Source organism: Kitasatospora sp. NPDC015121, from assembly GCF_055562955.1.
Genome location: NZ_JBVHEH010000003.1, coordinates 213,171 through 233,097 on the forward strand (window position 1 = coordinate 213,171; position 19,927 = coordinate 233,097).

20 protein-coding genes are annotated in these 19,927 nt (G+C 75.4%); 12 read left to right on the forward strand and 8 right to left on the reverse strand.

Features of this window, described 5'->3' with window-relative positions; genetic code table 11:
* Nucleotides 1-62: 62 nt before the first annotated feature.
* From ACZ3J7_RS04940 to ACZ3J7_RS04955, 4 genes are all read left to right on the forward strand, one after another.
* Complete coding sequence (locus ACZ3J7_RS04940; protein ID WP_465616927.1) at nucleotides 63-1,172, forward strand: alpha/beta hydrolase; 1,110 nt, start codon at nucleotides 63-65, stop codon at nucleotides 1,170-1,172.
* 93 nt (nucleotides 1,173-1,265) lie between these two features.
* Nucleotides 1,266-2,477 (forward strand): acyltransferase family protein, encoded by a 1,212-nt coding sequence (locus ACZ3J7_RS04945; protein ID WP_465616929.1) that lies wholly within the window; start codon nucleotides 1,266-1,268, stop codon nucleotides 2,475-2,477.
* A gap of 52 nt (nucleotides 2,478-2,529) precedes the next feature.
* Nucleotides 2,530-2,865, forward strand: coding sequence for an MmcQ/YjbR family DNA-binding protein (locus ACZ3J7_RS04950; RefSeq protein WP_465616931.1), 336 nt, complete (start codon nucleotides 2,530-2,532; stop codon nucleotides 2,863-2,865).
* A 144-nt stretch (nucleotides 2,866-3,009) separates the two neighbouring features.
* Nucleotides 3,010-4,200, forward strand: coding sequence for an alpha/beta hydrolase (locus tag ACZ3J7_RS04955; RefSeq protein WP_465616933.1), 1,191 nt, complete (start codon nucleotides 3,010-3,012; stop codon nucleotides 4,198-4,200).
* A gap of 29 nt (nucleotides 4,201-4,229) precedes the next feature.
* On the opposite strand, the gene ACZ3J7_RS04960 is transcribed toward ACZ3J7_RS04955, so the two are convergent.
* On the reverse strand, nucleotides 4,230-5,252 hold the full coding sequence (locus ACZ3J7_RS04960) for an aldo/keto reductase (RefSeq protein WP_465616935.1): 1,023 nt from the start codon (nucleotides 5,250-5,252) through the stop codon (nucleotides 4,230-4,232).
* On the reverse strand, nucleotides 5,249-5,740 hold the full coding sequence (locus tag ACZ3J7_RS04965; RefSeq protein ID WP_465616937.1) for a MerR family transcriptional regulator: 492 nt from the start codon (nucleotides 5,738-5,740) through the stop codon (nucleotides 5,249-5,251). The genes ACZ3J7_RS04960 and ACZ3J7_RS04965 overlap by 4 nt, the downstream gene beginning before the upstream one ends.
* 118 nt (nucleotides 5,741-5,858) lie before the next feature.
* Here ACZ3J7_RS04965 and ACZ3J7_RS04970 point away from each other — a divergent pair, with 118 nt between their 5' ends.
* A complete protein-coding gene (locus ACZ3J7_RS04970) occupies nucleotides 5,859-6,689 on the forward strand; it encodes a serine hydrolase domain-containing protein (RefSeq protein ID WP_465616939.1) in 831 nt (276 codons plus the stop codon).
* Between the two features lie 25 nt (nucleotides 6,690-6,714).
* On the opposite strand, the gene ACZ3J7_RS04975 is transcribed toward ACZ3J7_RS04970, so the two are convergent.
* Nucleotides 6,715-7,545 carry a pirin family protein gene (locus ACZ3J7_RS04975; RefSeq protein ID WP_465616941.1) on the reverse strand — a complete coding sequence of 277 codons (831 nt, stop codon included), beginning with the start codon at nucleotides 7,543-7,545 and terminating at the stop codon, nucleotides 6,715-6,717.
* A gap of 247 nt (nucleotides 7,546-7,792) precedes the next feature.
* Here ACZ3J7_RS04975 and ACZ3J7_RS04980 point away from each other — a divergent pair, with 247 nt between their 5' ends.
* The 5 genes from ACZ3J7_RS04980 (at nucleotide 7,793) to fabF (ending at nucleotide 12,739) form a co-directional block, all read left to right on the forward strand.
* The gene (locus ACZ3J7_RS04980) at nucleotides 7,793-8,989 is read left to right on the forward strand and encodes a PucR family transcriptional regulator (protein WP_465617253.1); all 1,197 of its coding nucleotides are present in this window, start codon (nucleotides 7,793-7,795) and stop codon (nucleotides 8,987-8,989) included.
* A gap of 90 nt (nucleotides 8,990-9,079) precedes the next feature.
* Complete coding sequence (locus ACZ3J7_RS04985; protein ID WP_465616943.1) at nucleotides 9,080-10,018, forward strand: ACP S-malonyltransferase; 939 nt, start codon at nucleotides 9,080-9,082, stop codon at nucleotides 10,016-10,018.
* On the forward strand, nucleotides 10,015-11,043 hold the full coding sequence (locus ACZ3J7_RS04990) for a beta-ketoacyl-ACP synthase III (protein WP_465616945.1): 1,029 nt from the start codon (nucleotides 10,015-10,017) through the stop codon (nucleotides 11,041-11,043). Before ACZ3J7_RS04985 ends, ACZ3J7_RS04990 begins: the two co-directional genes overlap by 4 nt.
* Nucleotides 11,044-11,123: 80 nt before the next feature.
* Complete coding sequence (locus tag ACZ3J7_RS04995; RefSeq protein WP_033250147.1) at nucleotides 11,124-11,366, forward strand: acyl carrier protein; 243 nt, start codon at nucleotides 11,124-11,126, stop codon at nucleotides 11,364-11,366.
* Nucleotides 11,367-11,470: 104 nt separating this feature from the next.
* Complete coding sequence (gene fabF / locus ACZ3J7_RS05000) at nucleotides 11,471-12,739, forward strand: beta-ketoacyl-ACP synthase II (RefSeq protein ID WP_465616947.1); 1,269 nt, start codon at nucleotides 11,471-11,473, stop codon at nucleotides 12,737-12,739.
* 92 nt (nucleotides 12,740-12,831) lie between these two features.
* Here the strand turns inward: fabF and ACZ3J7_RS05005 are convergent, their stop codons facing one another.
* Complete coding sequence (locus ACZ3J7_RS05005; RefSeq protein WP_465616949.1) at nucleotides 12,832-13,326, reverse strand: DUF3145 domain-containing protein; 495 nt, start codon at nucleotides 13,324-13,326, stop codon at nucleotides 12,832-12,834.
* 276 nt (nucleotides 13,327-13,602) lie between these two features.
* Entirely contained in the window at nucleotides 13,603-14,622 is a 1,020-nt protein-coding gene (locus tag ACZ3J7_RS05010) for an NADP-dependent oxidoreductase (protein WP_465616951.1), read from the reverse strand.
* Nucleotides 14,623-14,713: 91 nt separating this feature from the next.
* Here ACZ3J7_RS05010 and ACZ3J7_RS05015 point away from each other — a divergent pair, with 91 nt between their 5' ends.
* Both ACZ3J7_RS05015 and ACZ3J7_RS05020 read left to right on the forward strand, forming a co-directional pair.
* Complete coding sequence (locus ACZ3J7_RS05015) at nucleotides 14,714-15,193, forward strand: MarR family winged helix-turn-helix transcriptional regulator (protein ID WP_465616953.1); 480 nt, start codon at nucleotides 14,714-14,716, stop codon at nucleotides 15,191-15,193.
* A gap of 281 nt (nucleotides 15,194-15,474) precedes the next feature.
* Entirely contained in the window at nucleotides 15,475-17,085 is a 1,611-nt protein-coding gene (locus ACZ3J7_RS05020; RefSeq protein ID WP_465616955.1) for an LCP family protein, read from the forward strand.
* Here the strand turns inward: ACZ3J7_RS05020 and ACZ3J7_RS05025 are convergent.
* The 3 genes from ACZ3J7_RS05025 to ACZ3J7_RS05035 form a co-directional block, all read right to left on the reverse strand.
* Nucleotides 17,072-17,980 carry a 1-aminocyclopropane-1-carboxylate deaminase/D-cysteine desulfhydrase gene (locus tag ACZ3J7_RS05025; protein WP_465616957.1) on the reverse strand — a complete coding sequence of 303 codons (909 nt, stop codon included), beginning with the start codon at nucleotides 17,978-17,980 and terminating at the stop codon, nucleotides 17,072-17,074. The genes ACZ3J7_RS05020 and ACZ3J7_RS05025 overlap by 14 nt on opposite strands.
* Before the next feature lie 62 nt (nucleotides 17,981-18,042).
* On the reverse strand, nucleotides 18,043-19,203 hold the full coding sequence (locus ACZ3J7_RS05030; RefSeq protein ID WP_465616959.1) for a YncE family protein: 1,161 nt from the start codon (nucleotides 19,201-19,203) through the stop codon (nucleotides 18,043-18,045).
* Nucleotides 19,200-19,829 (reverse strand): ankyrin repeat domain-containing protein, encoded by a 630-nt coding sequence (locus ACZ3J7_RS05035; protein ID WP_465616961.1) that lies wholly within the window; start codon nucleotides 19,827-19,829, stop codon nucleotides 19,200-19,202. The genes ACZ3J7_RS05030 and ACZ3J7_RS05035 overlap by 4 nt, the downstream gene beginning before the upstream one ends.
* Nucleotides 19,830-19,927: the final 98 nt, after the last annotated feature.

Consider the following 19,927-nt stretch of genomic DNA (forward strand, 5'->3'; position numbering starts at 1 on the left):
CCGGGCGTCGCCCTCCTACCTTCCTCCCGTTGCCGAACGGACGGAACGGAAGGAGGACCGGGATGCTGTCGCGCCTGCGTCGGGGAACGGCCGTGGCCGGGTTGGTGCTGGCCGCGGTGCTGGGGGCGGGGTCGTGGGCGTCGGCGGACGCGCAGACGCCGCTGACGGGGCCGCCGCCGGGTGCGGTGGCGTGGGCCGCCGACACCACGCTGGGGGTGCCGCTGCCCGATCCGGCGAGGGCCGGGCCGGCCGAGGTGGCCGCGTTCTTCGCCGGCCTGCCGGCCGCCCGGCGCGAGGCGCTCGCGGTGCGCCACCCGCAGGTGGTCGGCAACCTGGACGGCGCCCCGGTCGCGCTGCGCCTGCGGGCCAACGCGCTGGCCGTCGCCGAGGAGCGCGACCGGCAGCGGGCCCGGGCCGCCGACGCCGGGCTCCCGGCCGCCGAGCGCGCCGGGGCCGCCGCGCGGGCCGACCGGTACGACGGGCTGGCGCAGCGCCGGCTGCTGGCCTTCGACCCGCGCGGCCGGGGCCAGGTCGCCGAGGTCTTCGGCGACCTGGCGGGCGGCGGCCGCACCGTCGTCCTGGTGCCGGGCTCGGACACCGACCTGGCGAGCTACGACCGGCCCTCGGCGGCCGGCTACGACACCCTCGCCGGGATGGCCCGCGCCCTGCGCGCGGCGAGCGGCGGGCGGGTCGCGGTGGTCGCGTGGACCGGTTACACCACGCCGGTCGGCCTCGGGGTGGACGCGGCCCGCGAGGAACTGGCCGAGGCCGGCGCGAAGCGGCTGGCCCGGCTGGTGGAGGGGCTGGCGCCGGTGACCGGGCCGGTGGAGCTGGTCTGCCACTCGTACGGGTCGGTGGTCTGCGGGCGCTCGGCGCCGGACCCGGCCGCGGTGGCCGGGGTGGTGGCGGTGGCCTCGCCCGGGATGGGGCTGGAGCGGGCGGACCAGCTGCGGGTGCCGGTGTGGGCGGTGAGCCGCAACGCCGAGGACTGGATCGGCGACGTGCCGAACGTCTCGCTGCTCGGGTTCGGCCACGGTGCCGACCCGACCTCGGGCGGCTTCGGCGCCCGGCTGCTGCCGTCCGCCGGCTCGCACGGCCACACCGGCTACTTCGCGCCCGGTTCGGCCTCCCTCGCGGCCCTCGCCGCCCTCGCCCTCACCACCCGCGCCTGACCCGCCCACGCACCCGACGCACCCCACGTGCCCGGCGTGCCCGGCGTGCCCGGCGCGTCCGGCGCGCCGTCAACCGTCCGAGGAGACGCCACGATGACCGCTCTGACCACGCTCCGCCGCACCGCGGCGGCGATCGACGCCAAGACCCCCGCCACCCGCGACCGCGCCCTGGACGGGCTGCGCGCCGTCGCCCTGCTGTCCGTCCCGCTCGGCCACTGGATGCTCGGCGGCTTCGACGCCGCCGGCGGCGTGCTGCGCAACGCCAGCCCGCTGGGCGCGATGCCGTCCCTGGCGCCGCTGAGCTGGGTGCTGCAGATGCTGGGGGTGTTCTTCCTGGTCGGCGGCCGGGCCTCGGCGCTGTCGCTGCGCCGGGCCGCCGAGCGCGGCGTGCCGACCGGGCGGTGGCTGCGCGGCCGGGTGCTGCGGCTGGTGCGCCCGGTGCTGGGGGTGGCCGCGGTGTGGGCGGCGCTGGTGCCGCTGCTGCACGCGCTGGGCGTGCCGGACGCGACGGTGCGCACCGGCGCGGTGCTGATGGTGCAGCCGCTCTGGTACATCGCGATGTACCTGGTGCTGACCGCGCTGACCCCGCTGTGCGTCAAGTTCGGTGCGCTGACCAGGGGTTGGGGGTCGTCGGGGCTGCTGGCGGCGGTCGCGGCGGTGGACTTCCTGCGGTACGGGCCGTGGGGCGGTTCGATGCCGGGCTGGCTGAGCCTGCTGAACCTGCTGCCGGGCTGGCTGTTCGCCTACCAGCTGGGCGTGGACTGGGCGCACGGCCGGCTGACCCGGGCCGGGGCGAAGCTGCTGGCGCTCGGCGGGGCGGCGCTGTTCGCGGTGCTGCTGCTGGTGTTCCACTACCCGGCGAGCATGGTCGGCGTGCCGGGCGCGGCCCGCACCAACTCGCACCCGCCGTCCGTGCTGGTGCTGGCCCTGGCGTCGACGCAGGCCGGGATCGCGGTGCTGCTGAAGGACCGGCTCGGCCGGGCGCTGCGGCGGCCGCTGCTGTGGCTGCCGGTGGTGGTGGTCAACCTGGGCGCGATGACGATCTTCTGCTGGCACCAGAGCGCGATGTTCCTGACCGCGCTGGCCGGTTCGCACCTCGGCGCGCTGCCCGGCCTGACCACCGCCCCGGAGTCGGGCGCCTGGGCGCTGGCCCGGCTGGCCTGGCTGCCGGTGTTCGGCGCGGTGCTGGCGCTGGTCGGCCGGTGGGCCCGGCGCTTCGACGCCCCGTGGCCGTCCCGGGCCTGGCGGGCGGTGGCGGGCGCGGGCGCGGCGCTGTTCGCGGTGTACGCGCTGGGCGCGGTCTGAGCCCGGCCGTCGGCGGGGGCCGCTGTCGGCGGCGGGACGTACGCTGGCCGCCGTGGCGACCTTCGACGAACTGACCGCACTCGCCCTGGCACTGCCGGGGGCCCACCAGGAGGAGACCTGGGAGCAGGTGACGTTCCGGGTCGGCCGGAAGATCTTCGCGATGGGCCGCCCGGAGACCGGCGAGGCGACGGTGAAGGCCGCCCCGGCGGAGCAGGCCGAGCTGGTGGCCGCCGCGCCCGGGGTGTTCTCGGTGGCGCCGTACACTGGCCGGTTCGGCTGGGTCCGGGTCCGGCTGGCCGGCCTGGAGGGGGCGGAACTGGGCGAGCTGCTGACCGACGCCTGGCGCTCGGTCGCCCCGAAACGGGTGGTGGAGGGGCACGGCGGGTAGCGTCCGGGCGAATGTGACGCGGAACACCGTTTACTCCCTGCCCGGCGGGTCGGGTGCCCTCTACTCTGGCTGACTAGTAGTTGGCAGTCACAGCACCGTCGGGCCCGTCCCGCCGCGATGTACCGGCCCGAGGGAGTGGACGCCATGCACCGCAGGCGGGTCAAGCGGATCCTGATCGGCGTCTTCGCCGGCTGCGCCGCCCTGGTGGACGCGGGTGCCGCCGCCGCCCAAGCGGCCGCCTCCAACGAGCAGTTGGCGATCACCACGCCGCCCGCGGGCAGCACCGCCTGGGTCGCCGACCGGAGCTTCGGCCACACCCTGCCCGACCCGGCCACCGCCGACCCGGCCGCCGTCGCCGCGTTCTTCGCCGCGCTGAAGCCCACCGAGCTGACCCGGCTGATCGCCGCGTACCCGCTGGTGGTCGGCAACCTGGACGGCGCCCCGGTGGACGTCCGCTACCGGGCCAACCGGGTCGCGATCGCCGACGAGCGGGACCGCGCCCGGCAGCGCGCCGCGGACACCGCGCTGGACCCCACCGCCCGCGCGCTGGCCGCCTCCCGGGCCAACGACTCGGACCGGCTGCTCGCGCCGGGCCGGCAGGTGCTCGCCTTCGACCCGCGCGGCCGGGGCCTGGTCACCGAGGTCTGGGGCGACCTGTCGGCCGCCGAGCGGATCGCCGTCCTGGTCCCGGGCTCCGACGCCGACCTGGGCCACTTCGACCAGACCGCCGACCCGCTGCGCTCCCCCGCCGGCATGGCCCGCGCGCTGTACGCCGAGGAGCGGGCGCAGTCCCCCGGCACCCGCACCGCGGTGGTCGCCTGGACCGGCTACGTCACCCCGCAGGGCCTCGGCCCGGACGCGGTCACCGCCCGGCTCGCCGCCGCGGCCGCGCCCCGGCTGGCCCGGCTGCTGGCCGGCCTGAAGCAGACCAGCCACCCGGACGCGCCGCCCGCCCTGCTCTGCCACTCGTACGGCTCGGTGGTGTGCGGCACCGCCGCCCCGGGGCTGCACGAGGCGCAGCCCACCGACGTGGTGGCGTTCGGCAGCCCCGGGATGGGCGTCGACTCGGCGGCCGAGCTGGGCACCGGCGTCCAGGTGTGGGCGGCCCGGAACCCGAACGACTGGATCGGCAACGTCCCCTACCTGGAGGTCGGCGGTCTCGGGCACGGTGCCGACCCGACCACCCACGCGTTCGGCGCGATGTCGATCTCCTCACTGGGCGCCAGCGGCCACACCGGCTACCTGGCCGAGGGCACCGCGAGCCGGCACAACTTCGCCGCGATCGCGCTCGGCCACTACGGGGACGTCACCGGCCCGTCCGAGACCCAGGGCTAGGACCGCCCGGCCGGACCGCCCCGCCCCGCTCAGACCTCGCGGGCGTCGGAGGTCGCGCTCATGTCGGCGTAGCGGCCGCCGGAGACCCGGGCCGCGATCGGCTCCAGCTCGGCCAGCTCCTCCTTGTCGAGCACCAGCCGGGTCGCGCCCAGGTTCTCCTCCAGCCGGCTCCGCTTGCGGGTGCCGGGGATCGGCACCACCGCGGTCAGGCCGTGCGCCTCGGCGCGCTGCCCCAGCCAGGCCAGCGCGACCTGCGCGGCGGTGGCGCCGCGGCGTTCGGCGATCGCCCGGATCGGGGCGACCAGTTCGGCGTTCCCGGCCGCGTTCGGGCCGGTGAACTGCGGCAGGTGGCGGCGGAAGTCGTTCGCGTCCAGCTGCCCGGCGTCGGCGAACGCCCCGGTCAGGAAGCCCCGGCCGAGCGGCGAGTACGGCACCAGCGCGACGCCCAGCTCGGCCGCCGCCGGGACGGCGCTGCGCTCCACGCTGCGGGCGAAGATCGACCACTCGGACTGCAGCGCGGTGATCGGGTGCACGGCGTGCGCCTCCCGCAGCTCCGGGCCGGTCACCTCGGACAGGCCGAGGTACCGCACCTTCCCGGCCTCGACCAGCTCGGCCATCGCGCCGACCGACTCGGCCAGCGGGACCCGCGGGTCGCGGCGGTGCATGTAGTAGAGGTCGATCACGTCGACGCCGAGGCGGCGCAGCGAGGCGTCGACCGCCTGCCGGACGTACGCCGGGTCGTTGTTGATGCCCCGGTAGGCGGGGTCGTCGGCGCGCCGCTCGATGGCGAACTTGGTGGCCAGCACGACCTGTTCGCGGTGCGCCCGGACGAACGGGCCGATCAGCTCCTCGTTGGCGCCGGAGCCGTAGATGTCGGCGGTGTCGAACAGGGTCACGCCCAGTTCGAGCGCCCGCTCCAGGGTGGCCAGCGCCTCGTCGGTGTCGGTCGGGCCGTAGAACTCGCTCATCCCCATGCAGCCCAGGCCCTGCACGCCCACGACCGGGCCGTGGCCGCCGAGCCGGGTGGTCTCGATGGTGTTGTCGCTGCTCATGCGCTCTTCCTGTCCTGTGCGGTGTGGTCCACTGGCGTCCCGCCGTCGGGGAGCCGGGCGTCCAGCCCGTCGTAGTGGTCGATCTTCCGGTCGATCGCGGCGAGCGTGGCGTGCAGGTCGGCGATCCGCTGGCGCACCTCGGTGCGGTGCGCGACCAGCAGGTCGCGCCGCTCGGTGCGGGTGCCGTCCCCGGCCCGGAGCAGGTCGACGTACCGGACCATGTCGGCCACCGGCATGCCGGTCAGCCGCAGCTTGGTCAGGAACGCCAGCCGGGCCAGGTCGGCGTCGCTGTAGCGGCGCTGCCCGGCGTGCGAGCGGTCGACCGGCTCCAGCAGGCCGATCCGCTCGTACCAGCGCAGCGTGTGCGCGGTCAGCCCGCTGATCGCGGAGACCTCGCCGATGCTGTGCCGGGGCGTCAGGTCCGGTGCGGCGGTGGGGTGCCGGAACGCCTCCTCGCACGCCGGCACCTGTTCCGCGGGCTCTGCCATGGTTCCGGTCTCCTGTCTCGACGACACCGACGACGCTACCGACTTGGAGTGCGCTCGAAGCAAGCCTGGCACGCCACGCGCCCGCCCGGGCCGGGGCGGGCTGGGTAGAGTGCGGCCCATGCAGAGCTTGCGGATGATCGAGGACTGGCCGGTACCCCACGCCGCGGCGGCGGTGGTCCGCGGGAGCGACGGCGCGCTGCTGGGCGCGCACGGCCCGCAGGACCACCTGTTCCCGCTGGCCTCGGTGACCAAGCTGCTCAGCGCGTACGCCGTGCTGATCGCCGTCGAGGAGGGCGTCTTCGAGCTCGACGACCCGGCCGGGCCGCCCGGCTCCACCGTCCGGCACCTGCTGGCGCACACCTCGGGCCTGGCCTTCGACGAGCACCGGGTGATGGCCGAACCCGGCAACCGGCGGCTCTACTCCAACGCCGGCTTCGACGTGCTGGCGGCCGCCCTGGAGGACGCCTCCGGCATCCCGTTCGCCCGGTACGCCGCCGAGGCCGTCTTCCAGCCGCTCGGCATGCACGCCACCCTGATCAACACCGCGCACCGCACGCCGGCCGGCGCGGGCGGCCTGTCCACCGTCGCCGACCTGGTCCGCTTCGCCGCCGAACTGCAGTCCCCCAAGCTGCTCGACCCGGCCACCGTGCGCGCCGCGACCCGCGAGGTGGCCTTCCCCGGCACCAGCGGCGTGCTGCCCGGCTTCGGCCACCGCCGCCCCAACGACTGGGGCCTGGGCTTCGAGATCCGCGACCACAAGGCCCCGCACTGGACCGGCACCGCCAACTCCCCCGGCACCTTCGGCCACTTCGGCCAGTCCGGCACCTTCCTCTGGGTCGACCCCGCCGCCGACCTCGCCTGCCTCGCCCTCACCGACCGGGACTTCGGCCCCTGGGCGGCGGAGGCCTGGCCCCGCCTGGGCGACGCGGTCCTCGCCGAACGGGCCTGACGCCCGGCGCGCCGCCGGGACCGGCTCAGCCGAACCGCACCGGCGTGCGCATCTCCCAGAGCAGCAGTTCGACGCCGTCCGCCCCCGCCGTCGGGTCCGCGAACGCGTCGCCGGTGATCCGGACCGAGTCGCCCGGGCCGGCCGACCGCCCGCCGCCCTGCGGGCCGGGGACGGTGCGGTAGCCGACCGATCCGGCGACGACGTGCGCGTAGCGGAAGGGCGCGGCGGGCAGCTCGGGCAGCGGCATCCACGCGGGGGCCCGGACCAGCCAGAGCGCCGCGTCGCTCCGGCGCAGCCGCAGCGCCCGGTCCGCGTCCTCGTCCCGCCCGGAGGCGAGCAGGTGCAGCCCGTCGCCGTCGGGGACGGCCCGCAGGCCGAAGCCGGGCGGGGCGCCGTACGCGTCGGGCTGCAGCCACATCTGGACGAAGCGCACCGGTTCGGTGGCCCCGCCGGGGTTGCGCTCGGTGTGGCTGATGCCGGTGCCGGTGGACTGCACCTGCACCGTGCCGGGCCGCACCACGCTCGCGTGGCCGGCGTCGTCGCGGTGGGCGAGGGCGCCGGAGAGCACCCAGGTGACGATCTCGGTCTCGCTGTGCCGGTGCGCCTGGTAGCCGGCGCCGGGGGCGAGGGTCTCCTCGTTGCAGGCGAGCAGCGCGCCGAAGGAGGTGTTCCTCGGGTCGTAGTGGCCGGCGAAGGAGAAGGCGTGCCGGGTGGTGACGCCTTCGGCGGGTTCCGACAGGTAGCGTTCGGCGGCGCGCCGGAGGTCGGCGCGGCCGCGCTCCTTGCGGCCCGGTCCGGACACCGGTTCGACGGGTTCGTACGCCTGCCCGCCGGGGGGCGGAAGTTCCACGCTCACGGGCACCACGGTAGCCGGTGTGACGGGTGCCACCGGTCGACATCGGGCCGGGTGTGCACGAGCACCCTCCGGCGTGAGGCAGGCTAGTGCCGTGCCAGCCGCCTCAGCGAAACCCGACAAGCCCTCCGACCGGACGTCCGACGCGCGCCCCGCTCCCGAGCGGCCCGCGGAGAAGCCCGCGGAGAAGAAGCCCGCCAAGCGCCCGGCCGCGGCGAACCGCCCCGCGGGGGTGCCGGGCCGGGGGCGGATGACGGCCGAGGAGCGGCGGTTCGCCGCCGAGCGGGCGGAGCTGCGGGCGGCGACCCTGAAGCGGCTGGAGAAGTCGGCGGGCAAGCTGGCGTCCGCGGCGATCGCCCGGATGGACGACCAGCTGGCCTGGTACCGGCGGATGCCGCCGGAGCACCGCTCGTGGATCGGCCTGGTCGCGCAGGCGGGCATCGCGGCGTTCACCGAGTGGTACCGGCACCCGGAGGCGCCGCAGGCGATCTCCACGGACGTGTTCGGCACCGCCCCGCGCGAGCTGACCCGGGCGATCACGCTGCGGCAGACCGTGGAGCTGATCCGCACCACCATCGAGGTGATGGAGGAGGCCATCGAGGAGGTGGCCGCGCCCGGCGACGAGGCGGGCATGCGCGAGTCGGTGCTGGTCTACGCCCGGGAGATCGCCTTCGCCACCGCCCAGGTGTACGCGCAGGCCGCCGAGGCGCGCGGCGCCTGGGACGCCCGGCTGGAGGCGCTGGTGGTGAACTCGCTGCTGTCCGGCGACGCCGACGAGGGCGTGCTGTCGCGGGCGGCGGCGCTCGGCTGGGGGCAGCCCAGCCAGGTGCGGGTGGTGATGGGCAGCGCCCCGGACGGGGACAGCGAGCTGGTGGTGGAGGCGATCCGGCGCGCGGCCCGGTACGCCAAGCTGCACGTGCTGACGGGGGTGCTGGGCCGCCGGCTGGTGGTGGTGGTCGGCGGCGACAAGGAGCCGGTGCACGCGGCCCGGGCGCTGATCGGGCAGTTCGCGCCGGGTCCGGTGGTGGTCGGTCCGACGGTCGGCGACCTGCTGTCGGCGACGCGTTCGGCGCACGCCGCCGCGCAGGGCCTGAAGGCGTGCGCGGCCTGGCCGGACGCGCCCCGCCCGGTGCTGGCCGACGACCTGCTGCCGGAACGGGCGCTGGCGGGCGACGAAGTGGCGCGCCGTCAGTTGGTGGAGGAGATCTACACACCCCTGGAGGAGGCCGGTTCGGCGCTGCTGGAGACGCTGAGCGTCTACCTGGAGCAGGCGTCCTCGCTGGAGGGTGCCGCCCGGATGCTCTTCGTTCACCCGAACACCGTGCGCTACCGGCTGCGTCGTGTGACAGACGTCACCGGCTATGCTCCGTCGGACGTGCGTTCGGCCTTCACCCTGCGCATCGCCCTTGCTCTGGGGCGTCTCGGCTCCGGGTCCGATCAGACCTGACCGGACTGTAGGGAATCCACAAGCCGACGTGCTTTTCTTCGTCATCGTCGCCTACCCGCCCCCGGGCGTCCGGCGAGAGAGGGTTGAACCGTGCTCGTTATCGTCGCCCCTGGACAGGGTGCCCAGACTCCCGGCTTCCTCAACCCCTGGCTCGAACTGGACGGCGCCGCCGACCGGCTCCGCCGGTGGTCGGCGACGGCCGGCCTCGACCTGGTGCACGCCGGCACCGAGGCCTCCGAGGAGGAGATCCGGGACACCGCCGTCGCCCAGCCGCTGCTGGTGGCCGCCGGCCTGGTGACCGCCGCCGCCCTGTTCCCGCAGGGCCTGGCGGGCACGGTCGGCGCGGTGGCCGGCCACAGCGTCGGCGAGATCACCGCCGCGGCGCTGGCCGGCGTGCTGTCCGAGCAGGACGCGCTGGGCTTCGTCCGCGAGCGCAGCCTGGGCATGGCGGAGGCCGCCGCGGCGACCGCGACCGGCATGACCGCGGTGCTCGGCGGCGACCCGGAGGCGGTGCTCGCGAAGCTCGCCGAGCACGGCGTGACCCCGGCCAACAACAACGGCGGCGGCCAGCTGGTCGCGGCCGGCACGCTGGAGCAGCTGGACGCGCTGAAGGCGGACCCGCCGGCCGGCGCGCGGCTGATCCCGCTGAAGGTCGCGGGCGCGTTCCACACCGCGCACATGGCCCCGGGCGTGGCGCGGCTGGAGAAGCTGGCGCCGTCCCTCGCGGTCGCCGACCCGGCCCTCGCGTACCTCTCGAACCAGGACGGCGAGGTGGTCGGCTCCGGCGCCGAGGTGCTCGCCCGCCTGGTCTCGCAGGTCTCCCACCCGGTCCGCTGGGACCTGTGCATGGAGACCCTGCAGCGGCTCGGCGCGACCGCCGTGATCGAGCTGTCCCCCGCCGGAACCCTCACCAACCTGGTCAAGCGCAACGTCAAGGGTGTCGCCACGCTGGCCCTGAAGTCCCCCGCCGATCTCGACAAGGCCCGCGCACTCGTGGCCGAGCACGGCAGCCAGGAGGCGACCGCATGAGCGCGACCATCAAGCCGGCCACCGGCGCCCGGTTCTCCCGCATCCACGGCGTGGGCGGCTACCGGCCGACCCGGGTGATCCCCAACTCCGAGGTGCTGAACTGGATCGACTCCTCGGACGAGTGGATCCGCACCCGCTCCGGGATCGCCGAGCGCCGCTGGGCCGGCCCGGAGGAGACCGTCGCCGAGATGTCGGTGCAGGCGGCCGGCAAGGCCGTCGCGATGGCCGGGATCCGGCCGGAACAGATCGGCGGCGTCATCGTGGCGACCGTCTCGCACCTGAAGCAGACCCCGGCGATCGCCACCGAGATCGCCCAGCGGCTCGGCTGCGGCACCGCCCCGGCGTTCGACATCTCGGCGGCCTGCGCGGGCTTCGGCTACGGCCTGAGCCTGGCCGACGGCATGGTGCGCGGCGGCAGCGCCGAGTACGTGCTGGTGATCGGCGTGGAGCGGCTGTCCGACCTGACCGACGTCACCGACCGGTCGACCGCCTTCATCTTCGGCGACGGCGCCGGCGCCGCGATCGTCGGCCCGTCCGACACCCCCGGCATCGGCAAGGTGATCTGGGGCTCCGACGGCTCGCAGGCCGACGTGATCTCGCAGACCCAGGCCTGGGACACCGCGTTCGCCAAGCCGGACGCGGTCAACGGCGCCGGTGACGAGACCAAGTGGCCCGCCCTGCGGATGGAGGGCCAGACGGTCTTCCGCTGGGCGGTGTACGACATGGCGAAGGTCGCCGAGCAGGCCCTGGAGGCCGCCGGGATCACCGCCGACCAGCTCGGCGCGTTCATCCCGCACCAGGCGAACATGCGCATCATCGACGCCATGGTCAAGAAGCTGGACCTGCCCCCGAACGTCCCGGTGGCCCGCGACATCGCGGAGACCGGCAACACCTCCGCCGCGTCCATTCCGCTCGCCATGGAGCGGATGCTGGAGCGCGGCGAGGCCAAGAGCGGCGACCTGGCACTGATCATCGGCTTCGGGGCGGGTCTCGTCTACGCCGCCGCGGTCGTTACGCTCCCCTAGGCGTTTTTCCCCCGTCACACCCCCAGAGCGCGTCGGTCCACCGGGCCGCACGCCGTCAACACCGAGAAGGAGCAGCCGACATGGCTACCCGCGAAGAGGTTCTCGAAGGTCTCGCCGAGATCGTGAACGAGATCGCCGGCATCCCCACCGAGGACGTCGCCCTCGACAAGTCCTTCACCGACGACCTGGACGTCGACTCGCTGTCCATGGTCGAGGTCGTCGTGGCCGCCGAGGAGCGCTTCGGCGCGAAGATCCCGGACGACGAGGTCAAGAACCTCAAGACCGTCGGCGACGCGGTGGACTTCATCGTCGCCAACGCCTGACCCGGCGCCAGGCCCCGGCCGGGGCGCGCCCGCCGCGCCCCGGCCGGACCCCTCCCCCTCCGGTCCTTTGACCCTCCCCGCAGATGTGAGAGAAGAAGAAACCAGTGACTGCTGAAAACCGCACCGTGGTCGTCACGGGTATCGGCGCCTTCACGCCGCTGGGCGGCGACGCCGCCGCTTTCTGGGAGGGCCTGCTGGCCGGCAAGTCCGGGGTCCGCGCCCTCACCGAGGAGTGGGCGGCCGAGCTACCCGTTCGGATCGCCGCCCGGGTGGCCGTCGAGCCCGGCGAGATCCTGCCCCGCCCGCTGGCCCGCAAGCTGGACCGCTCGGCCCAGTTCGCGCTGATCGCCGCCCGCGAGGCCTGGAAGGACGCGGGCTACGAGGCCCCGGCCACCGACGACTCCAACCCGCTGGCCCCCGAGCGGCTGGGCGCGGTCATCGCCTCCGGCATCGGCGGCGTCACCACCCTGCTCGACCAGTACGACGTGCTCAAGGAGCAGGGCGTCCGCAAGGTCTCCCCGCACACCGTCCCGATGCTGATGCCCAACTCCCCGGCGGCCAACGTCGGCCTGGAGGTCGGGGCCCGCGCGGGCGTGCACACCCCCGTCTCCGCCTGCGCCTCCGGCGCCGAGGCGATCGGCTACGCGATCGAGATGATCCGCACCGGCCGCGCCGACGTGGTCGTGGCCGGCGGCACCGAGGCGGCGGTCCACCCGCTGCCGATCGTCGCCTTCTCCAACATGATGGCGATGTCCAAGAACAACGACGACCCGCAGCACGCCTCCCGCCCGTACGACAAGGGCCGGGACGGCTTCGTCCTCGGCGAGGGCGCCGGCGTGGTCGTGCTGGAGTCCGCCGCGCACGCGGCCGCCCGCGGCGCCCGGGTCTACTGCGAGGCCGTCGGCCAGGGCCTGTCCTCGGACGCGCACCACATCGCGCAGCCCGAGCCGACCGGCGCCGGCGTGGCCCGCGCCATCGACGACCTGTTCGCCCGCAACGAGCTCGACAAGTCCGAGGTCGTGCACGTCAACGCGCACGCCACCTCGACCCCGCAGGGCGACACCGCCGAGATCAAGGCGCTGCGCCGCACCCTCGGCGAGCACCTCGACCACGTGGCGATCTCCGCCACCAAGTCGATGACCGGCCACCTGCTCGGCGGCGCCGGCGGCATCGAGACCGTCGCGACCGTGCTCGCCCTGTACAACCGGATCGCCCCGCCGACGATCAACGTGGTCGACCTGGACGACGACATCGACGCCGACGTCGTCCGCGACGAGGCCCGCAAACTGCCGGTCGACGGCCGGATCGCCGCCCTCAACAACTCTTTCGGCTTCGGCGGCCACAACGTGGTGCTGGCCTTCCGCACCGTCTGACGCGCCGTCCGGCGCCTCGTCCGTTCCAGGGCACCCGGAAGGGGGGTGCGGGGTCTCCCCCGCACCCCCCTTCCGGCGCGTCGGACCGCCGGTCAGACCACCTGGTGCAGCCAGCGCACCGGCGCGCCCTCGCCCGCGTACCGGAACGGCTCCAGCTCGTCGTCCCAGGGCTTGCCGAGCAGCCGGGCGATCTCCGCGGCCAGGTCGCCGCCCTCGTTGCGGGTGCGCAGCAGGACGGCGCGGAGCCGGTCCTCGGGGATCAGGATGTCGCCGTGGATGCCCGTGACGGCGTGGAAGATGCCGAGCGCGGGCGTGGAGGAGTACCGCTCGCCCTCCGCCGTGGCGCAGGGCTCGCTGGTCACCTCGTACCGCATCAGCTGCCAGCCGCGCAGCGCGGAGGCGAGTTTGGAGGCGGTGCCGGGCTCCCCCTGCCAGGAGAGTTCGGACCGCCAGTGGCCGGGCGCGGCGGGCTGCCTGATCCAGTCGAGGTTGACCCGCACGCCTAGCACCCCCGCGACCGCCCACTCGACGTGCGGGCACAGCGCGCGCGGCGCGGAGTGGACGTAGAGCACACCACGTGTCGTCACCGGGACCTCCTGGCTGTGGACGAGGGTCGCCTTCCCCAGCTGCCTCGCGCCGTCGCCGGTAGGTAGTGACCAGTTGCTACCCCGTGCCGCTCGATTTATTCGACATTAGGTCATCAAATCGAGCAAAACGGACAAGCTTTCCCCCCATGCTAGTCGGTTCCTCCGAGAGGTCTACCCCCGCAGCGCCCACCTCCCCCGAACGGCCGCACGCGCGCGCCCCCGCCGGGGATCCCGCTCCGGTGGGGGCGCACTGACGGTGCGGCAGCTGAGCGGCGGTCAGACCTCGACGACCATCTTGCCGGTGTTGGCGCCGCGCAGCAGGCCGATGAAGGCCTCGGCGGCGTTCTCCACGCCCTCGACCACGGTCTCGTCGGAGCGCAGCGCGCCGTCCCGCAGCCAGCCGCCGACCTCGGCGAAGAACTGCTCGCGCAGCGCGGCGTGATCGCTGACGATCATGCCCTGCAGGCGCAGCCGCTTGCCGATGGCGAGCGCGAGGTTGCGCGGCCCCGCCGGGGCGGAGGTGTCGTTGTACTGGGCGATGGCGCCGCACAGGGTGACCCGGCCGTGCACCTTGAGCGCGCCGATCGCGGCCTCCAGGTGCTCGCCGCCGACGTTGTCGAAGTACACGTCGATGCCGTCCGGGGCGGCCTTCGCGAGCTGCTCGGCGACCGGCCCGGCCTTGTAGTCGAAGGCGGCGTCGAAGCCGTACTCCTCGACCAGGGTGGCGACCTTCGCGGCGGAGCCGGCCGAGCCGACCACCCGCTCGGCGCCCTTGAGCCGGGCGATCTGTCCGACCAGCGAGCCGACCGCGCCGGCCGCGCCGGAGACGAAGACGGTGTCGCCGGGCTTGAACGAGGCGACCTCCAGCAGTCCGGCGTACGCGGTGAGGCCGGGCATGCCGAGCACGCCCAGGTAGGCGGAGAGCGGGGCGAGCTCCGGGTCGACCCTGACCGCGTGCGCGGCGTCCAGGGTGGCGTACTCGCGCCAGCCGAGCCCGTGCAGCACGGCGTCGCCGACCGCGAAGCCCTCGGCCTCGGAGGCGACCACGTACCCGACCGCCCCGCCGTCCATCGGCGCGCCGAGCGCGTACGGCGGGACGTAGGACTTCACGTCGTTCATCCGGCCCCGCATGTAGGGGTCCACCGAGAGATGGGTGTTGCGCACCGTGACCTCGCCGGGGCCGGGCCGCCGGACGGGCGCCTCGACCAGGGCGAAGTCGGCGGGGACGGGCCAGCCCTGCGGGCGCGCCGCCAGGTGCCACTCGCGGCCGGTGGCGGGGAGGTCCTGCTCTGCCATCACGTACTCCTGAGGGTGAAATATTCAGCGCCTGAAGCAATCGTGCGAATGAAAGGTTCAGGTTGTCAAATGTTCAGCTAGACTCGAACGCATGGAGCAGCCGGAGGAGGAGCAGGCCATGACGGAGCAGCGCGCCGCGGCCGTCGACCCGATCACGCTGGAGGTCGTCGACCTGATGGCCCGCCTGGTCGGGCTCTTCCACCGCGAGTACGAGGAGGCCGCGGCCGCCCGCTCGCTCACCGGCGCCCAGGCCAAGGTGCTGGCGCTGCTGCGGCGCGGGCCGATGCCGATGCGGCACATCGCGCAGACGCTGTCCTGCGAGCCGTCCAACATCACCGGCATCGTCGACCGGCTGGAGGGCCGGGGCTTCGTCACCCGCGAGTCCGACCCGCAGGACCGCCGGGTCAAGCTGGTGGCCGCCACCGCCGCCGGGCGCTCCGCCTCCACCGAGCTGCGCGAGTCGCTGAACTTCGCCCGCGAGCCGCTGGCCGCCCTGGACGGCGAGGAGCGCGCCCAGCTGCGCGACCTGCTGCGCCGGATGCTCGACTCCACCGGGCCCGAGGCCGGCTGAGCCGCCGGCGGCGCCCCGTCCCGCCCGTCCGACCACGCCCGACCACGCCCGACCACGTCCGACCACGGCCGACCACGGCCGCCCTCCGGAACCGGACGGCACCGTCGACCCGCCCGGTTCCGCCGGTTCGAAAAATCTCTCGAAAAAAATGGTTCGCGTGTAACCATTCCGTGGGCCGGGCCGTCCAAGTAGTGACGAGAGCGGATCCGCAGTGCGGCGGATCAGCCGAGTGCCTGCCCTCGGGCACCAGTTGCCGCTGCGCGCAGAGAGACCTCCGACCGATGACCGACGCCAAGCACGACGCCGCCCCGACCCGCTCCCGCGGCCGCCGGACAGCCCGGGCCCTCGGAGCCGTCACCGCCGCCGCGGTCGTCGCCGCGGCCGGCGCCGGCGCCTGGTACTACCAACGGCTCGACCACAACATCACGACCTTCGCGCCCGAGGGCATCGCCTCCAGCCGCCCGCCGGTCGCCACGCCCGCGCCCACCGGCGGACGCCCCGTCAACATCCTGCTGCTCGGCTCCGACACCCGGGACGACGGCAACAACTCGCTGGGCGGCGGCGACGAGGGCGTGGGCCACTCCGACACCGCGATCCTGCTGCACGTGTACGCCGACCACAAGCACGCGGTCGGCGTGTCGATACCGCGCGACACCCTGGTCACCGTCCCGCCCTGCCTCCTCCCGGACGGCACCTGGAGCCGGCAGCGGACCAACCAGATGTTCAACTCGGCGTTCACCGTGGGCGAGTTCAAGAACGGCAACCCGGCCTGCACGCAGAACACCGTCGAGACGCTGACCGGCCTGCGGGTGGACCACACCCTGGTGGTCGACTTCAAGGGCTTCGCCGCCATCACCAGCGCCGTCGGCGGCGTGGACGTCTGCGTGCCCAACGACGTGGACTCGTACGGGATCCACCTGACCAAGGGCCGGCAGACCGTCTCCGGCCAGCAGGCGGTGGACTACGTCCGGGCCCGGCACGGCCTCGGCGACAGCTCCGACATCGGCCGGATGCTCCGGCAGCAGGCCTTCATGTCCTCGCTGATCAAGAAGGTGCAGGGCCAGGGCTTCGGCCTGACCACCCTGCTGCCGCTCGCCGACGCCGCCACCAAGTCGCTCACCGTCGACCCCGAACTCGGATCCCCCTACCGGCTGGCCGAGTTCGCCCAGTCCCTGCAGGACATCCCGCTCTCCGAGATCCAGTTCGTCACGGTGCCCTGGCGCTTCCAGGGCGCGCGGGTCGCCGTGGTCGAACCGGACGCGAGCATCCTGTGGAACCTGCTGCGCGAGGACCGCACCCTCGACGGCCACACCACCGGCACCGGTGCCTCCGCCACGCCCGCCGCCGGCACCTCGTCCTCGCCCACCCCGTCCACCACCCCCTCGCCGTCGGCCGGCGGATCGGCCGCCGCCCTGGACGCGCCGGTCACCGTGCACAACGCCGCCAAGTCCACCGGCCTGGCCGGCCGCACCGCGCTCGCCCTGCGCGGCCACGGCTACACCGACATCACCATCGGCGCCGACACCCCGGCCCGCCGCACCACCCTGATCGAGTACGGCCCCGGCCGGCAGGCCGCCGCCGAACAGCTCGCCCTGCTCTACCCCGGCGCCGAACTCCGGGCCGACACCGTCGACGGCCTCGTCCTCACCCTCGGCCAGGACCGGGCCGGCTCCGACACCGCCGGGACGGGGGCCGGAACCGGCTCCGACACCGCCGGGACCGGGAACGCCGTCGAGCTGTCCGGCGGCACCGGCGGCCCCTCGGCCACCGGCAGCGCCCCGGCCACCGGCAGCGCCTCGCCCGGCACGCCGCCCTCGGGCATCCCCTCGGGCATCACCGACAACACCCGGCCCGCCGACGCCGACCTCTGCAGCGACCTCAACTTCGGCTGACCGGCGGGTCGGCCGGGTCGGGCAGGCCCGTCACCACCACCGTCACCCGGCGGCCCGCCCACTCGCCCGTCCGCAGCAGCCCGTACACCGCCCACAGCGCCTTGGCCACGTACCGGCGCTCCACCGGCACCCCGTACGCGTCCTGGAACCACCGGGCGAACCGTTCCAGCTCGGGCGGGACCCTGCCGTACCCGCCGCCGTGCCAGCCGTGCGCCAGCCGCCAGTTGGCGGACTCCCGGCCGTACCCGGCCCGCTGCAGGGCGGCCACCTCGCGCTCCAGGTAGCCCTCGCCGCGCAGCACGGCGACGCCGAGGGCCCGGGCCCCGGCGGGCAGCCCCGCCGCGATGCCCGCCAGGGTGCCGCCGGTGCCGACCGCGCAGCAGACCACGTCCCGCGCGCCGAAGTCGGGCAGCTGCCCGGCGAGTTCGGCCGCGACCACGGCGGCCCCGCGCACGGCCGGACCGTTCGAGCCGCCCTCCGGCAACACGTGGTAGCCCTCCCGCCGCCCCCGCCCGGCGGCCGCCTCCCGGTAGGCGGAGCGTTCGACGAACTCCAGCACCATGCCGTCCCGTTCGGCCCGCGCCAACGACCAGTTCCGCGGCCGCCCGGCCAGCTCCGCGCCGCGGATCACCCCGACGCTGGCCAGCCCGAGCCCCTTCGCGGCCGCCGCCACCGCCCGCACGTGCGTGGAGTACGCCCCGCCGTAGGTGAGCAGCCCCCGCGCTCCGGCTCCGACCGCCAGCTCCAGGTTCGGCGCGAGCTTGCGCCACTTGTTGCCGGGCACGGTCGGATGCGCCAGGTCGTCCCGCTTGAGCCACAGCTGGGCCCCGGCCGCGGCGAACTCCGGATCCTCGACCACCGTCAGCGGCGTGGGCAGGTCAGCGGCAGCAAGCATCCGCCCACCCTAGGGCCCGCCCGCTCCGTCCCCCTCCCCCTCCCGCTCCCCCGTTCCCCCGCTCAGAGGACCACCACCCCCAGGGGGCGCCGTCCGGCGTCCAGGCGGTGGGTGGTGCCGTCGGCGAGGTCGACCAGGGTGATGCCGTTCCAGTAGCCGTCCCGGGTGAAGCCGCCGGTGACGTAGGCGGTGCGGCCGTCGGCGGAGACGGCGACGTCCTCGTGCGGGACGCCGAGGGGGTAGACCCGTTCGCTGCCGTCGGGCTCGCGGACGGTCAGGCTGGGGCCGCGGTCGTCGCGGGTGACCGGGCCGGAGCCGACCACCAGCAGGCGGCCGTCCGGGGTGGTGGTGGCGCCGTGCTGGTGGGTGTCGGCGGTCATCGGCTCGATCGTCACCCGGCCGGTGGCGGGGTCGACCACGGCCAGGCGCTCGCCCTCGAAGGGCAGCAGCAGCCTGCCGTCGCTCGGGCGGACCGCCGCGTAGTGCGGTTTGAGCCAGGAGCCGAGGCCGCCCTCGGTGCCGTACGGGGCGACCTCGATCCGGCGGGTGGCCAGGCCGTCGGCGGCGACCACCGTGACGTCGAAGGAGTCGTGGCCGGTGGCGTAGGCCTCCCGGCCGTCCCGCGAGACGTCGACGTCGAAGGGGCGGCGGCCGACCGGGGCGACCCCGGTGACCTCGCCCTTCGCGGTGTCGACGACCTCCAGCACGCCGGTGCGGCCGGGCACGTTCACGCCGACGTACAGCCGGGTGCCGTCGGGCGACAGGGCCAGGCCCATCGCGCCGCCGCGGTACTCGCCGGTCCCGGCCGGGCCGGTGTCGGTGCGCAGCGCGACCTTCCGGAGCAGGGTGCGGGCCCGGGTGTCGACCTCGGCGACGCCCTCGGCGGTGCTGACCCAGGCCCGCCCCCCGCCCGGTGCGAGCGCGACCGCGTACGGCGCGGTGCCCACCTCGACCGAGCCGATCGGGCCGCGTGCCGGGTCGACGAAGGTGACGGTGTCGGCGCCGAAGTCGGCCACCAGCAGCGTACCGGCGGGGCTCGCGACCGGAGCCGGGGCGGCGGTGGTGGCGGCGGGGCTCGGCGCGGACGCGGGTGAGGATACGGGTGCGGCGCCGGGGTCAGGGCCTGGGCCGGGGTCAGCGGCGCAGCCGGCCAGCAGGGCGGCCAGCACCGGTGCGGCCAGCAGGAGCAGCGGACCGGTGCGCCGACGGCGGCGGGCGGTCACCGGGTCGTCCCGTCCGGAGCGGGCGCGGCCGTCTCGGCTGCCCGCAGCAGGGCGGCGAGGGCGGCGAAGCCGCGCCGTTCGGCGTGCCGCAGCGGGGTCACGCCGTCGCTGTCGGCGAGCCGCGGGGAGGCGCCGGCGGCGAGCAGCAGGCGGACGACCTCGGTGTGCGCCCGGCCGCCGTCGCCGAGGATCACGGCCTCCAGCAGGGCCGTCCAGCCCAGCCGGTTGACGTGGTCGACGTCGGTGTCGGTCTCCGCCAGCACGGCCCGCACGTAGGGGACGTGGCCGCGCTCGGCGGCGGGTATCAGGCTGACCCCGCCGAACCGGTTGGTCAGCCGGACGTCGGGGCCGGCGGGCAGCAGGGCGCGCATCATCGGCACGCTGCCGGTGACGCCGGTGACCAGCCAGGGGCTGTCCTCCCGCTCGTCCCGCGCGTCGGGGTCCGCCCCGGCGGCGACCAGGAGTTCGGCCACGGCGACGTGGTCGGCGAGCGCGGCGAGGAGCAGGGCCGTCCGCCCGTGCGGGTCGCGGGCCTCCGGGTCGGCGCCGTCGGCCAGGGCGGCCCGAACGGCGTCGAGGTCTCCGGTGCGCGCGGCGGTGAGCAGGCGCCGGTCGGTCGCGGTCATCACGGTCCTCCTTCTGAGGGACGGCAGGTGGAGCACGGAGTGCCTCGACAGACGTGCGGGAGCGGCGGGCGGGAGGGGCGGGGGGACGGGTCCGCCGC